At 74.4% G+C, this 13,844-nt stretch carries 13 protein-coding genes; 9 read left to right on the top strand and 4 right to left on the bottom strand.

Annotated features, from left to right (window positions below):
* Positions 1-31 precede the first annotated feature (31 nt).
* From PSQ21_RS03190 to PSQ21_RS03180, 3 genes are all read left to right on the top strand, one after another.
* A complete protein-coding gene (locus tag PSQ21_RS03190) occupies positions 32-745 on the top strand; it encodes a DNA alkylation repair protein (RefSeq protein WP_274028872.1) in 714 nt (237 codons plus the stop codon).
* A 341-nt stretch (positions 746-1,086) separates the two neighbouring features.
* On the top strand, positions 1,087-2,262 hold the full coding sequence (gene tuf / locus PSQ21_RS03185; protein ID WP_274028871.1) for an elongation factor Tu: 1,176 nt from the start codon (positions 1,087-1,089) through the stop codon (positions 2,260-2,262).
* Positions 2,263-2,332: 70 nt separating this feature from the next.
* Complete coding sequence (locus tag PSQ21_RS03180; RefSeq protein ID WP_274028870.1) at positions 2,333-3,178, top strand: spermidine synthase; 846 nt, start codon at positions 2,333-2,335, stop codon at positions 3,176-3,178.
* Between the two features lie 45 nt (positions 3,179-3,223).
* Here PSQ21_RS03180 and PSQ21_RS03175 read toward each other — a convergent pair whose 3' ends face one another.
* Positions 3,224-4,321: a hypothetical protein gene (locus PSQ21_RS03175; protein WP_274028869.1), complete on the bottom strand. Its 1,098-nt coding sequence runs from the start codon at positions 4,319-4,321 to the stop codon at positions 3,224-3,226.
* A gap of 121 nt (positions 4,322-4,442) precedes the next feature.
* Here PSQ21_RS03175 and PSQ21_RS03170 point away from each other — a divergent pair, with 121 nt between their 5' ends.
* On the top strand, positions 4,443-4,880 hold the full coding sequence (locus PSQ21_RS03170) for a DUF4442 domain-containing protein (RefSeq protein WP_274035629.1): 438 nt from the start codon (positions 4,443-4,445) through the stop codon (positions 4,878-4,880).
* A gap of 86 nt (positions 4,881-4,966) precedes the next feature.
* On the opposite strand, the gene PSQ21_RS03165 is transcribed toward PSQ21_RS03170, so the two are convergent.
* Positions 4,967-5,497, bottom strand: coding sequence for a gamma carbonic anhydrase family protein (locus PSQ21_RS03165; RefSeq protein WP_007453770.1), 531 nt, complete (start codon positions 5,495-5,497; stop codon positions 4,967-4,969).
* Positions 5,498-5,674: 177 nt separating this feature from the next.
* Here PSQ21_RS03165 and PSQ21_RS03160 point away from each other — a divergent pair, with 177 nt between their 5' ends.
* Positions 5,675-6,424 (top strand): acyltransferase, encoded by a 750-nt coding sequence (locus tag PSQ21_RS03160; RefSeq protein WP_274028868.1) that lies wholly within the window; start codon positions 5,675-5,677, stop codon positions 6,422-6,424.
* Between the two features lie 168 nt (positions 6,425-6,592).
* Entirely contained in the window at positions 6,593-7,165 is a 573-nt protein-coding gene (locus PSQ21_RS03155; protein WP_274028867.1) for a helix-turn-helix domain-containing protein, read from the top strand.
* A gap of 84 nt (positions 7,166-7,249) precedes the next feature.
* Here the strand turns inward: PSQ21_RS03155 and PSQ21_RS03150 are convergent, their stop codons facing one another.
* On the bottom strand, positions 7,250-8,071 hold the full coding sequence (locus tag PSQ21_RS03150; protein WP_274028866.1) for an aminoglycoside N(3)-acetyltransferase: 822 nt from the start codon (positions 8,069-8,071) through the stop codon (positions 7,250-7,252).
* Between the two features lie 46 nt (positions 8,072-8,117).
* Positions 8,118-8,549 (bottom strand): CoA-binding protein, encoded by a 432-nt coding sequence (locus PSQ21_RS03145; protein ID WP_274028865.1) that lies wholly within the window; start codon positions 8,547-8,549, stop codon positions 8,118-8,120.
* Positions 8,550-8,624: 75 nt separating this feature from the next.
* Between PSQ21_RS03145 and PSQ21_RS03140 the strand changes: the two genes are divergently transcribed.
* The 3 genes from PSQ21_RS03140 to PSQ21_RS03130 all read left to right on the top strand — a co-directional run bounded on the left by PSQ21_RS03140 (position 8,625) and on the right by PSQ21_RS03130 (position 13,775).
* Positions 8,625-9,251, top strand: a complete 627-nt coding sequence (locus tag PSQ21_RS03140; RefSeq protein WP_274028864.1) for a YigZ family protein — start codon at positions 8,625-8,627, stop codon at positions 9,249-9,251.
* Positions 9,252-9,543: 292 nt separating this feature from the next.
* The gene (locus PSQ21_RS03135) at positions 9,544-10,713 is read left to right on the top strand and encodes an exonuclease SbcCD subunit D (RefSeq protein ID WP_274028863.1); all 1,170 of its coding nucleotides are present in this window, start codon (positions 9,544-9,546) and stop codon (positions 10,711-10,713) included.
* Positions 10,710-13,775, top strand: a complete 3,066-nt coding sequence (locus tag PSQ21_RS03130; RefSeq protein WP_274028862.1) for an AAA family ATPase — start codon at positions 10,710-10,712, stop codon at positions 13,773-13,775. Before PSQ21_RS03135 ends, PSQ21_RS03130 begins: the two co-directional genes overlap by 4 nt.
* Positions 13,776-13,844: the final 69 nt, after the last annotated feature.

The raw sequence follows: 13,844 nt of genomic DNA, 5'->3' as shown, positions 1-13,844 counted from the left end.
AACCCTGTGTGATCGCCGTAATGTGCCTCGCGTGAACGCCGCCGCCGACACCCCCTCCCCGCCGCACAGCACCCTCGCCGACACCGTCCTGGAGCGGCTCGTCGCCGTCTACGCCCCGGCCGCGGACCCCGTACGGGCCGAGGGAGCCGCCGCGTACATGAAGCACGTCGCCCCCTTCCTCGGCATCCCCACCCCCGAACGCCGGGCCCTGTCGCGGACCGTGCTGGCGGGCACCGGGCGGCCGGACGAGGCGGACTGCACGGCGATCGCGCTGCGCTGCTGGCGGCTGCCGGAGCGGGAGTACCAGTATTTCGCCGCCGACTACCTGCGCCGGTACGTGGGCCGCTGCACCTCGGGCTTCCTGCCCGTCCTGCACCACCTCGTGACGACCGTCCCCTGGTGGGACACGGTCGACCTGCTGGCCGCACATGTCGCGGGACCTCTGGTCGCCGCCGACCCGGCGCTCGCCCGGGAGATGGACCGGTGGATCGACGACCCCAGCCTCTGGGCGGCCAGGACCGCCCTCCTGCACCAGCTGCGCTACCGGGAAGCCACCGACACCGACCGCCTCTTCGGCTACTGCCTGCGCCGCGCGGACCACCCCGACTTCTTCATCCGCAAGGCGATCGGCTGGGCCCTGCGGGAGTACGCCAGGACCGACCCCACCGCCGTACGCGACTTCGTCCACGGACCCGGGACCCGGCTGTCGCCGCTCTCCGCGCGCGAGGCGCTCAAGAACCTCTGAGGCGGAGGCAATGCCGCGCGAAGGCCGGGAAAACCATTCGACGGCACCGCCCCGCCCGGCCATGATCGGGGGCATGTTCCGGTACGCCTTCCCCGCAGCGCCGTCCGCAGTCGCGGACGCGCCGAAGGCTGCCGTGAACGAGGCGCTCCTTGTGGCAGCAGCCGTCACCGCGCAAGCGGCAGCGCTCACCGCAGCCGCAGCGCCCACCGCAGCCGCGGCACCCATCGGCGGCGCCCGAAGCTGACCCTCCCCCGACAGTCCGGCGGACCCCGTAAGGGGAGGGTCGGCGGGGCCCTGGGGTCTTCTCTTCGCAGCTTCGCGTTCTTCAGAAGGATCGAGCCATGTCCAAGACGGCATACGTGCGCACCAAGCCGCACCTCAACATCGGCACCATGGGCCACGTCGACCACGGCAAGACCACCCTCACCGCCGCCATCACCAAAGTCCTCAGCGAGCGCGGCGGGAGCGGCACCTCCTACGTGTCCTTCGACCGGATCGACCGGGCCCCCGAGGAGGCCCAGCGCGGCATCACCATCAACATCGCGCACGTCGAGTACGAGACCGACACCCGCCACTACGCGCACGTCGACATGCCCGGTCACGCCGACTACATCAAGAACATGGTTGCCGGTGCGGCGCAGCTCGACGGGGCGATCCTCGTCGTCTCCGCGCTCGACGGGATCATGCCGCAGACCGCCGAGCACGTCCTGCTGGCCCGTCAAGTGGGCGTCGACCACATCGTCGTCGCCCTCAACAAGGCGGACGCGGGCGACCCCGAGCTGACCGACCTGGTCGAGCTGGAGGTCCGCGAGCTGCTCTCCGCGCACGGGTACGGCGGCGACACCGTGCCCGTGGTCCGGGTCTCCGGGCTCAGGGCGCTGGAGGGCGACCCCCGCTGGACGGCGGCGATCGAGGGGCTGCTGGACGCCGTCGACACGTACGTACCGATTCCGGTGCGCTACACCGACGCGCCGTTCCTGCTGTCCGTCGAGAACGTCCTGACCATCACCGGCCGGGGCACCGTCGTCACCGGCGCCGTCGAGCGCGGCACCGTCCGCGTCGGCGACCGGGTCGCGGTGCTGGGCGCGGACATCGAGACGGTCGTCACCGGTCTGGAGACCTTCGGCAAGCCGATGGAGTCCGCCGAGGCCGGGGACAACGTCGCGCTGCTGCTGCGCGGGGTGGAGCGCGACCGGGTCCGCCGCGGCCACGTCGTGGCCGCGCCCGGCAGTGTGGTGCCGAGCCGCCGGTTCACCGCCCAGGTGTACGTCCTGTCGACGAGGGAGGGCGGCCGGTCGACCCCGGTGACCACCGGCTACCGGCCGCAGTTCTACATCCGTACGGCGGACGTCGTCGGCGACGTCGACCTCGGAGAGCCGGCGGTCGCGCGCCCCGGCGACACGGTCACGATGACCGTGGAGCTGGGCCGTGACGTGCCACTGGAGTCCGGTCTCGGCTTCGCGATCCGCGAGGGCGGCCGCACGGTCGGCGCGGGCACGGTCACCGCGCTGCTCTGAGCACCTCCGCCGCCCGTCGCCCCCTTCCCGGGGTGGCGGGCAGCGGGGCGCGGGAGGCGACAATGGAGGCGTGAACGAGCCGATACCCGTCATCCGCGAGGTCGACTGCGGCACCGCCCGGCTGCTGCCCGACGTGGACCGCGACCGGGCCTGGCTGCTGACGGTCGACGACGCGCCCCAGTCCTACGTCGACCTCGACGAGCCGTCCCACCTGGAGTTCGAGTACGTACGCAGGCTCGCCCACGTCGTGGACGGCGCGGCCGGACCGGGCGCGCCCCTGGACGTCCTGCACCTCGGCGGCGGGGCGCTGACCCTGCCCCGCTACGTCGTCGCGACCCGCCCCGGCTCGCGGCAGGACGTCGTCGACACGGACCGGGGGCTGCTGCGGCTGGTCCGGGAGCATCTGCCGCTGCCCGACGGGAGCGGCGTCCGGCTGCACGCGGCCGACGCCCGGGAGTGGCTGGAGGCGACGGCCCCCGGCTCCGCCGACCTCCTGATCGCGGACGTCTTCGGCGGCTCCCGCGTTCCGGCGCACCTGACCTCCGTCGAGTACGCGCGGGCCGCCGGCCGGGCGCTGCGCGGGGACGGGATCTACGCCGCCAACCTGGCCGACAGCGCGCCGTTCGCCTTCCTCCGCTCCCAGCTGGCGAACTTCGCCGAGGTCTTCCCGGAGCTCGCGCTGATCGGGGAACCGGCCGTGCTGCGCGGGCGGCGCTTCGGCAACATCGTCCTGCTCGCCTCGTACGCGCCCCTCGACGTGGCTCCGCTCGTCCGCGCCTGCGCCGCCGACGCCTTCCCCGCACGGGTCACCCACGGCCCCGCGCTGACCCGGTTCATCGGCGGGGCCCGCCCGGTGGCGGACGGGGACGCGGTCGCCTCGCCCGAACCGCCCGACGGAGCCTTCAGCGTCGGCTGAGGCTCCGTCGGGCGGTTCGGGGGCGGGAACGTACGGGCGCGCGGGTCAGCCGGTGGGCTGACCGGAGAGGCGGACCGTGCTCAGGATCTTCTGGATGGTGGTGTCGGGAAGCTCGTCCTTGACGCCGGCGGCGGCGTAGAGGACCCAGGTCGAGAAGTCGCCCTTGGAGTTCTTGAAGGAGAAGGCGATCGACTTCCCGTCGCTGTCGCACTTCTCCTTGTTGGCGAGGCCCAGCGCGGTGGCCTGGACGACGCTGCCGGACAGACCCGACTCGGTGGTGTACGCCTTGGGCTTGCCGATCTTGACCTTGTCCTTGGGGTCCAGCTGGGCGTAGGCGGCCCACACCCAGTTGGCGGCCTCGTTGGTCGCGGCCTCGTCGGTGTTCTTGGCGCCCTGGGCGCCCTTCGTCCCGACGCCGGCCAGCCCGGTGTCCTCCTCGCTGCCGTCCCCGTCGGAGTCGTCGACGCACCACTTGCTCTTGTAGTAGGCGGGTGCGGAGAAACCGGCGACCGGCTTACCGGTGGGCTCCTTGGCGTCCTCGAAGCCGGAGAACATGCCCGAACTGGCGACCTCCCAGTCACCGGGGACGTCGAACTGCGTGCCCCACTTGGGGTTGGTGACGACCTTCCAGCCCGGCACGACCGGCTTGGGGTCGTTCTCGGAGCCCCGCGGGTTCTCCACGGGCGGTGCGGAGCCGGTGGCCGTCTCGCTGGGCTTGGCGCTCGGCGACGCGGACTTCTCGCCGCCGCCGGCGACGGACTTGCCGCCCTCGTCGTCCTTGCCGAGCACGAGGAAACCGGTGACGCCCGCCGCGATCACGACCGCGGTCGCCGCGACGATCGCCACGATCGTCGTCTTCTTCTTGTCGTCGCCGGGCTTGGGCCCGCCGGGCGGACCCGGGACGGCGTACTGCGGCACCGTCGGCTGCTGGTAGGGATTGGGCTGCTGGTACCCCGGCTGCCCGCCGGGCGGGCCCTGCGGGTATCCGTAGCCCGGCTCCGTGGGCTGCCCGGACTGGCCCTGCGGCGGATATCCCGGTTGCTGGTAGGGATTCGGCTGCTGGTACCCCGGCTGCTGGTACGGGTTCTGGTTCTGGTCCTGCGGGTTCTGCTCGCCCCCGGGCGGCTGCGTTCCTGGCCACATGGCCAGTAACCATAGATGGGGCGCCCGGCCACTTCTACGGCCGCCCTGTCCCAGAGCCGTCACAAGGGGATGGCCAAACGGTTCTACTGGTGAGTAACCTTCGGGTATGAGCGCTGAACAGATGACCGTGGGCGAGATGCTCGCCGCGACGGTCCCGATGGCCCGGACCCTCAACCTCGACTTCCTGGAGACGACGCCGGAGCGCGCCGTCGTCCGGCTGCCCGACCAGGCCGACTACCACAACCACCTGGGCGGCCCCCACGCCGGAGCGATGTTCACGCTCGCCGAGTCCGCCAGTGGCGCGATCGTCATCGCCGCCTTCGGGGACCAGATGTCACGCGCCGTGCCGCTCGCCGTGAAGGCCGAGATCGGCTACAGGAAGCTCGCCAAGGGCGAGGTCACCGCGACCGCGACCCTCGGCCGCCCCATAGCCGACGTCGTCGCCGAGCTGGACGCCGGTCAGCGGCCGGAATTCCCCGTCGCCATCGAGATCCGGCGCGCCGACGGCGCGGTCACCGGCGAGATGACCGTCGTCTGGACCCTGCGCCCCAACAGCTGAGAACCGCGGTACGCACCCGGGCCGCTGTCCCGTCCGGTTCGGGGAGGGACAGCGGCCCGGGTGCGTCGGCCGGCCGAATCCGGGCCTCAGCCTCCGTGCGCCTCGCGGTGGGCCTTCGCCAGCTCCACGTACCCGGCCGCGTTGAAGCGGATGCCCTCCAGCTCCTCGGCGGTCAGCGGCCGCTTCACCTTCGCGGGCACCCCCGCCACGAGCGAGCCCGGCGGCACCCGCATCCCCTGCGGCACGAGGGCCTGCGCCGCGACCAGTGAACCCGCCCCGATGTGCGCCCCGTTGAGCACCGTGGCGCCCATCCCCACCAGCACGTCGTCCTCGATCACACAGCCGTGCAGCACCGCGTTGTGGCCGACCGAGACCCGGGCGCCCACGGTGAGCGGGAACCCGGGGTCGGTGTGCACGCTGCAGTTGTCCTGGATGTTGCTGTCGGGGCCGAGCGTGATGGGACCGCAGTCGGCCCGCAGCACGGCCTGGTACCAGACGCTGGAGCCCGGGGCGAGCGTCACCTCGCCGATCACCACGGAGGTCGGGGCCACGAACGCGTCCACGTCGATGTCCGGCTCCTTGCCGCCCATGCCCGTGATCAACGCCTGCTCCGCCATCGCCTGCTCCTTCGCGCCGGTGTGGTGCTCCCGGGCCTTCCCGCCGCATCGATCGGATCCGCCGGACCGGGCCGCCTCACACGGTAGGGGACGACCCCCGGCGCACACCGCCCGGTGGGGCGAACATCACAGGTCATCGCACGGATCGCCCACCGCGCCGCCGACTACCGTGAGTGTGTGCCGAAGAACCGAAACACGTTCTCCTTCCTGGCCCGCTGGCCGCGCCGTGCCGCCTCCCGCGCGGTCCACCGCGGCTGGGCCTGGGCGCAGCGGGCGGGCGCGGTCACCGCCGAGCATCCCGGGCGGCTGCGGTTCGGCGCGATCGGCGCGGGGACCCGGCTCGCCTTTCCGCAGGGGACGGTGTTCGGGGAGCCCTGGATCGAGCTCGGCGCGCACTGCGTCATCGGCGAGCAGGTCACGCTCACGGCCGGGATGATGCCGGACCTGGACCTCGGTCCCGACACCGTCCTCACCCTGGGCGACGGCGTGGTGCTGGGGCGCGGCAGCCATGTGATCGCGGACACGACGGTGACGATCGGCCCGGACACGTACTGCGGCCCGTACGTCTACATCACCTCCACCAACCACAGCTACGACGACCCGCACGAGCCCGTGGGCAAACAGTGGCCCCGGATGGAACCGGTGGCGATCGGGCCCGGCTGCTGGATCGGCACCGGCGCGGTGATCCTGCCGGGGGCCCGGCTCGGCCGCAACGTGGTGGTCGCCGCGGGCGCGGTCGTCCGGGGCGAGGTCCCCGACCACGCGGTGGTCGCGGGGGCGCCCGCCCGCGTCGTCCGCCGCTGGGACCCGGAGGCGGGGTGGCAGCCGCCGCTGCGCACGCCCGCGCCCGTGCCGATCCCCGAAGGCGTCACGCCCGAGCAACTGCTGGCCCTCGGGGGGCTGGACGGGGCACGCGAAGCTCCGTGAGGCGGTGGCGGCGGTACGCCCGGGCGGAGCCGGGACCGCACCGCACGGCAGTGCAATATTCTTGACCCGGCACGCGCCGTACGCGACTCAGCACACCGTGCTCAGCCCGCCGTCTCCGCACGCGGCACTCCGCCACTCGCACTCCGCCATCCACCGCAGGGACGGTACGTGTCCGACCTCGACCAGCTCACCCAGTCGCTGGCCCGCAACCTCAAGCGCTGGCGGGGGGAGCGCGGCTTCACCCTCGACGCCCTCGCGGCCCGCGCCGGAGTCAGCCGCGGGATGATCATCCAGATCGAGCAGGCGCGCACGAACCCGAGCGTCGGCACCACGGTCAAACTGGCCGACGCGCTCGGCGTCAGCATCACCACCCTCCTCGATCACGAGCAGGGCGCCCAGGTCCGGCTGGTCCCGGAGGGCCGGGCCGTCCGCATGTGGTCCACCGACGCGGGCAGTTCCACCACGCTGCTCGTCGGCGCCGAGGCCCGAGGCCCGCTCGAACTGTGGGCCTGCCGGCTGATGCCGGGGGAGGGCACCACCTCCGACCCGCACCCCGAGGGCACGGTCGAACTCCTCCATGTGACCGAGGGCGAACTGGCCCTCGTCGTCGACGGCCGCACCCATCCCGTCCCCGCCGGGACCTCCGCCACCTTCGAGGCGCACGTGCCGCACGGCTACCGCAACGAGGGCGGCGAACCGGCCGAGTTCACCATGGCCGTCGCCATCCCGCCCGTCCGCTGAGACGCCCGCCCGCCGGGACGCCCGCCCGTCCGCTGAGACGCCCGCCCGCCGGGACGCCCGCCCGAGGTCAGCGCGCGACCGAGGTCAGCGCGCGGTCGCCCGGTGCTCCGTGAGCCAGGCCGTGGCGAAGTCGACGGCGGGGCGCAGCCGGAGGAGCCTGCAGCTGGCCGCGCCCACGTGTCCCGCACGTACGTCACCGTCGGCGGCGGCACCCTCGAACGCCGCGCCCAGGGCGGCGAAGTCCCCGTCGTCCAGGGCGACATCCTCGTACTCCCACCATCGGCGCACCCCCCGCGACGCCACCACGCAGCGGTAGTTCCGGCGCGGCGGACCGGGCATCCGGTACTCGCCGAGATGGAACGCCGTACACGTGGCGTAGCCGGTGCCGAGCAGCAGGATCCGGGCATCCGCCTCGTACAGCCGGGCCAGCGGCGAGTCCTCCCCGAGGTGGCAGCCGGCCCGGTGCCCGGCGAGCAGACGCGCCGCCCGCAGGCCGAGCGCGGCGAACGAGGTCTGCGGATGCGCGCTGCGCCCGGCCCCCGGAGCCGTCCGTACGGTCTCGGCCAGCGCGCCCATCGACGGCGCGGGGGTCAGCGACGGGTCGTACGGCTCCATCGAGGCGCGCACGGCCTCGACGGCGTCCGCGTCCAGGCCTCGTACCCGCGCGCGGTAATGCGGGGAGGTGTCGGAGTTCTCCGGGGTGAAGGCGGGGACCACCAGGGTCCCCCCTGGCCCCACGGCCCGGCGCAGCGCGCCCAGCACCCCCCGCGCACCGCCCGCCACCGGTCCGAGCGACCGCAGCGAGGCGTGCACCAGGAGCACATCGCCGGGCCGTACGCCCAGAGCGGTCAGAGCGGCCGTCGTCCGGGCCCCGTCGAGCACGTCCACATCGCGTACGTCGTCCACGGCGGGGATCCTTCCCGCCCCGGGGCGTCCCGCACACCCGGTCCGCTCAGGCGGGGCCACTCAGCCGCCCGATCTCGATCGCCGGGCACCGGTCCATCACCATGTCCAGACCCGCCGCACGCGTCCGCTCGAAGGCGTCCACGTCCACGACGCCGAGCTGGAACCACACCGCCTTCGCGCCCACCGCCGTCGCCTCGTCGGCGATCCCGCCCGCCGCCGCGCTGTTGACGAACACGTCCACCACGTCGACCGGGAAGGGGATGTCCGCGAGCGAGGCGTACCCCTGCTCCCCGTGCACCGTCTCGGCCTTCGGGTGCACGGGCACCACCCGCTTGCCGAACCGCTGGAGGACCTCCGCCACCCCGAAGGCCGCCCGGGAACGGTTGCCGGACAGGCCCACCACCGCCCAGGTGTCGCCCGTGTCCTGGAGGATCCGCCTGATCGTCGCGGGGTCCGTGTACGTGCCGTCTGCGTTCATGCCGGGACAACCCTGGACCCCGCCCCGCCCATTCCCACCGGAACCCGCCCTCCCGGCGGCGCATAGGGTGGACGGATGCAGGAGCAGTACCGGACCGTCGCCCGCGCGGGTGTGCACGAGAGCGAGATCAACCGATCCCGTTTCCTCTGCTCCCTCGCCCCCGCCGCCACCGAACAGGAAGCGCAGGACTTCGTCGCCCGCGTCCGCAAGGAGCACCCGACCGCCTCCCACAACTGCTTCGCGTATGTGATCGGCGCCGACGCCTCCGTGCAGAAGGCGAGCGACGACGGCGAACCCGGCGGGACCGCGGGCGTCCCGATGCTCCAGATGCTCATGCGGCGGGAGGTGCGGTACGCCGTGGCGGTCGTCACCCGCTACTACGGCGGGGTCAAACTCGGCGCGGGCGGGCTGATCCGGGCGTACGGGGGAGTGGTGGGTGAAGCCCTCGACGCCCTCGGCACCCTCACCCGGCAGCGCTTCCGGCTCGCCACGATCCGGGTCGACCACCAACGGGCCGGAAAGCTGGAGAACGATCTGCGGGCCACCGGGCGGGACGTCCGCGAGGTGCGGTACGCCGAGGCCGTCACCATCGACATCGGGCTGCCGGACGGCGACGTCGAGGCGTTCACCGCCTGGCTCGCCGACGCGACCGCGGGGACCGCCGTGCTGGAGCTGGGCGGCGAGGCGTACGGCGACGTGTGACGACGCCGTGGCGCGAACGCGCGTGATGAGGGCAATCCCACGGCCGTACCTTCATGATCGATGCGGGTTCGGCGGCCCGGCGGCGTTAGCGTGGTCGGTGCCGAGCGGGATCAGGGGCCGCAGGCGCGCGGCCCACGGGGTGGAGGACGACGACGATGCGGGCGGGGACCGGTGGAATGACGGTGCGGGCGGAGGGCGACGGAGCGACGGTGCGGACCGGAGCCCGCGGAGCGACGACGGCGGACGGACCCGCTGGAGTGACGGCGGCGGACGGACCCGCTGGAGTGACGGCGTGAGAATCCTGCACACCTCGGACTGGCACCTGGGCCGGTCCTTCCACCGCGTCTCCCTCCTCGACGCCCAGGCCGCCTACCTCGACCATCTCGTGGCGACCGTCCGGGAGCGCGAGGTGGACGTCGTCCTCGTCGCGGGCGACGTCTACGACCGGGCCGTCCCGCCGCTCACCGCCGTCGAGCTGTTCGACCGGGCGCTGCACCGGCTCGCCGCCGCCGGCGTCCCCACCGTCATGATCTCCGGCAACCACGATTCGGCCCGCCGGCTCGGCGTCGGAGCCGGGCTCTTCGAACGGGCCGGGATCCACCTGCGGACCGACCCGGAGAACTGCGCCACCCCCGTCGTGCTCGCCGACGACCACGGCGACGTGGCGTTCTACGGGCTGCCCTACCTGGAACCTGCCCTGGTCAAGGACGCCCTCCGGGCCGCCGGGGCCGGCCATGAGGCGGTCCTCACCGCCGCCATGGACAAGGTCCGCGCCGACCTCGCCACCCGCCCCGGGGGGACCCGCTCCGTCGTCCTCGCGCACGCCTTCGTGGCGGGCGGGGAGCCCAGCGACAGCGAACGCGACATCACCGTCGGCGGGGTCGCCGCCGTCCCGGCCGGGGTCTTCGACGGCGTCGACTACGCGGCCCTCGGCCATCTCCACGGCTCCCAGCGGGTCACGGACCGGGTCCGCTACTCCGGCTCGCCGCTCGCCTACTCCTTCTCCGAGGCCGACCACCGCAAGACCATGTGGCTCATCGACCTCGACGCCGACGGGGACATCGCCGCCGAGGAGCGGATCGACTGCCCCGTGGAGCGGCCCCTCGCCCGGCTCCGGGGCCGCCTCGACACCCTCCTGGAGGACCCCGCGCTGGACCGCCACGAGCACGCCTGGGTCGAGGCCACCCTCACCGACCCGGTACGCCCCGCCGAGCCCATGGCCCGCCTCGCCCGGCGCTTCCCGCACACCCTCAGCCTCGTCTTCGACCCCGAACGGCCCCCAGAGGATCCGCTCGCCTCCTACGCCCAGCGCCTCAAGGGCCGCGACGACCACCAGATCGCCGAGGACTTCGTCGCCCACGTCCGCGGCGGCAGCGGCCCCAGCGACCTCGAACGCACCGTGCTGCGCGGCGCGTTCGACGACGTCCGGGTGGACGGGACCGTGCGCGAGGTGTCCCGGTGAGACTGCACCGCCTGAGCATCACCGCCTTCGGTCCGTTCGGCGCCACCCAGGAAGTCGACTTCGACGCCCTCTCCTCCGCCGGCCTCTTCCTGCTCCACGGCCCCACCGGCGCGGGGAAGACCTCCGTTCTGGACGCCGTCTGCTTCGCCCTGTACGGAGCCGTCCCCGGCGCCCGGCAGAGCCCCGGCGCCTCCCTGCGCAGCGACCACGCCCCACCGGACCTGCCCACCGAGGTCCAGCTGGAGCTGACCGTCGGCGGCCGACGCCTCGAAGTCACCCGCCGCCCCGCCCAGCCCCGCCCGAAGAAGCGCGGCGACGGCTTCACCGTGGAGAAGGCCCAGAGCAGGCTGCGCGGTCACGACCCCGAGCGCGGCTGGCAGGCGCTCAGCAAGTCGCACCAGGAGATCGGCGAGGAGCTGACCCAGCTCATCGGCATGAGCCGGGACCAGTTCTGCCAGGTGGTCCTGTTGCCGCAGGGCGACTTCGCGCGCTTCCTGCGTTCGGACGCCGAAGCCCGTGGCAAGCTCCTCGGCCGGCTCTTCGACACCCGCCGCTTCGCCGCCGTCGAGGAACGCCTCGCCGAGCTGCGCCGGGGCGCGGAGGCCAGGGTCATCGCCGCCGACGAGCGGATCCTCGCCCTTGCCCAGCGCATCGCGCAGGCGGCCGGGCCCGTCGGGGCCGAGGCCACGCCGGTCGCCGCCCGGCCCGGCGAACCGGGCCTCGCCGAAGCCGTTCTGGAGTGGGCCGCGATCGCCCGGTCCACGGCCCGCGAACGGCTCGGCATCGCCCACTGCGTCGTGACGGGCGCCGAGGGCCGACAGCGCGCGGCCCGCCACGCCCTGGACACCGAGCGCGAACTCGCCCGCCTTCAGCAGCGGTACGAGGAGACCGCGCGCCGCGCCGAGGCGCTGGAGGAGCGGCGGCCCGAACACGACCGCTGCCAGGAGAGGCTGGAACGCGCCCGCAAGGCCGACCGGGTCGCCCCCGCGCTGGACCTGTGCGAGGAGGCGGAGCGCGCCCACCGCAGGGCGGGCGACGCCCTCGACCGGGCCCGGGCGCAGCTGCCGCCCGACCTCGCCGACGCCGGCCCCGACCAGCTCGCCGAGCTGGAGCGCCGCTTCCGGCAGGAGCTGGGCGGCCTGGAGTCGGCCCGCCGGGCCGAGGCGCGCAGCGCCGCGATCGACGAGGAACGGGACCGGCTGGAGCGCGAGTCCCGGGCCGACGACGCGACCGTCCGGGACGCGGACGCCTGGCTCGCCGGCTGGGACGCCGTCCACGCCGGGCTCCGCGAACGCATCGCGACGGCCCAGGAGGCCGCGACCCGCGCCGAGCGGCTCGCCGGACTCCTCGCCCCGGCCCGCCGCAGGCTGGAGGCCGCCCGCCGCCGCGACGCGCTGGCCGCCGAGGTCCTGGCAACCCGGCAGACCCTCGCCGAGGCCCGCGAACGTGCCCTCGACGCCCACGAGACCTGGCTCGGGCTGCGGGAGCGGCGGCTGCGGGACATCGCGGCGGAGCTGGCCGCCCAACTCGTCGACGGCGCGCCCTGCACCGTCTGCGGCTCCGCCGAGCACCCGGCCCCCGCCACCGAGGGCGACGGCCACGTCGACCGGGCCACCGAGGAGGCCGCCCTCACCGCCCACCGCCGCGCCGAGAACGCCCGCGCCCGCGCCGAGCAGGCCCTCGGGCTCGTCCGCGAACGCCACGCCGCCGCACAGGCGGAGGCCCGCGACGCGGATCTCCCGGCAGCCGTCGAAGCGGCGCCCGTCGAGGGCGCGGGCGAGGACGGGACACAGCCGGACCCCGGCCCGTCCGTCGACGAACTGCGCGACACCGTCGACCGGTTGGCCGCCGAGCATGCCGAGGAGCACCGCCTCGCCGCCGGGACGCACGCGGCCCGCGAGGCCCTCGACGCCGCGGAGCGCGAGCACCTCGGGCGGCTCGAACTCCGGCAGGAGGCCGAGCGGAGGGCCGCGGCCCGCACGTCCCGACGGGAGGCGCTCGACCGCGAGCAGGCCGTGCTGCGGGACGAACTCGCCGTGTTCCAAGGCGAGTCCGGGTCCGTCGCCGCCTACGCGGAACGCCTCACCCGCCGGGTGGCGCTGCTCGCGGAGGCCGTCGAGGCGGTGCGCGCCGAACAGGACGCGGCCCGGCGGCGCAAGGAGGCCGACGGCCGACTCTCCGACGCGGCGTTCCGGGCCGGCTTCGACACCCCGCAGGCCGCGGCGGCGGCCCTCCTCGACGCCGCCGCCCAACGCGACCTGCAGCACCGCGTCGACGCCTGGCAGGCCGAGGCCGCGGCGGTCGCCGACCGCCGCGCCGAACGCGACGCCCGCGAGGCCGCCGAGCAGCCCCCCGCTCGGCCGGCGGCCGCCCAGAGCGAGTTCGGGACAGCGGAATGGCTGTTGCGCGAGGCGACCTCCGCACGCGCCGCCGCCGAGGAGCGCTGCGGAGAGCTGACCCGCCTCTCCGGCCAGGCCGCCGACGAGGTGCGGCGGCTGGGCCCGGTGCGCCAGGAGTACGAGCGGATCGCCCGCCTCGCGGGTCTGGCGGCGGGCACCTCCGCCGACAACGAGCGCAAGATGCGCCTGGAGGCGTACGTCCTGGCCGCCCGCCTCGAACAGGTGGCGGCGGCCGCCACCGCCCGGCTGCGCCGGATGTCCTCCGGCCGCTACACCCTGGTCCACTCCGACGCCCGCACCGGCGGACGAAGGGCCGGGCTGGGGCTGCATGTGGTGGACGCCTGGACGGGCAGCGAACGGGACACCGCGACGCTCTCCGGCGGAGAGACGTTCTTCGCCTCGCTGGCGCTCGCGCTCGGCCTCGCCGACGTCGTGACCGAGGAGGCCGGCGGCGTGCGCCTGGACACCCTCTTCATCGACGAGGGGTTCGGCAGCCTGGACGACCAGACCCTGGACGAGGTGCTCGACGTGCTCGACTCCCTGCGCGAGCGGGACCGCAGCGTGGGCATTGTCAGCCATGTGGCCGACCTGCGCCGCCGGATCCCGGTCCGGCTCGAGGTGGTGAAGGAGCGTCAGGGCTCCTCCGTCCGCCACCGCCTGTGACCGGTCCGGCCCCGCGGACGCCCCGCCGGGTCAGCGGCCGATCGCCCGGCGGAGGAGCGGCGAGGAGTA

Origin of the sequence: Streptomyces sp. MMBL 11-1 (assembly GCF_028622875.1) — a bacterium.
GTDB lineage: Bacteria > Actinomycetota > Actinomycetes > Streptomycetales > Streptomycetaceae > Streptomyces.
This window is presented reverse-complemented; position numbering and strand designations above follow the sequence as displayed.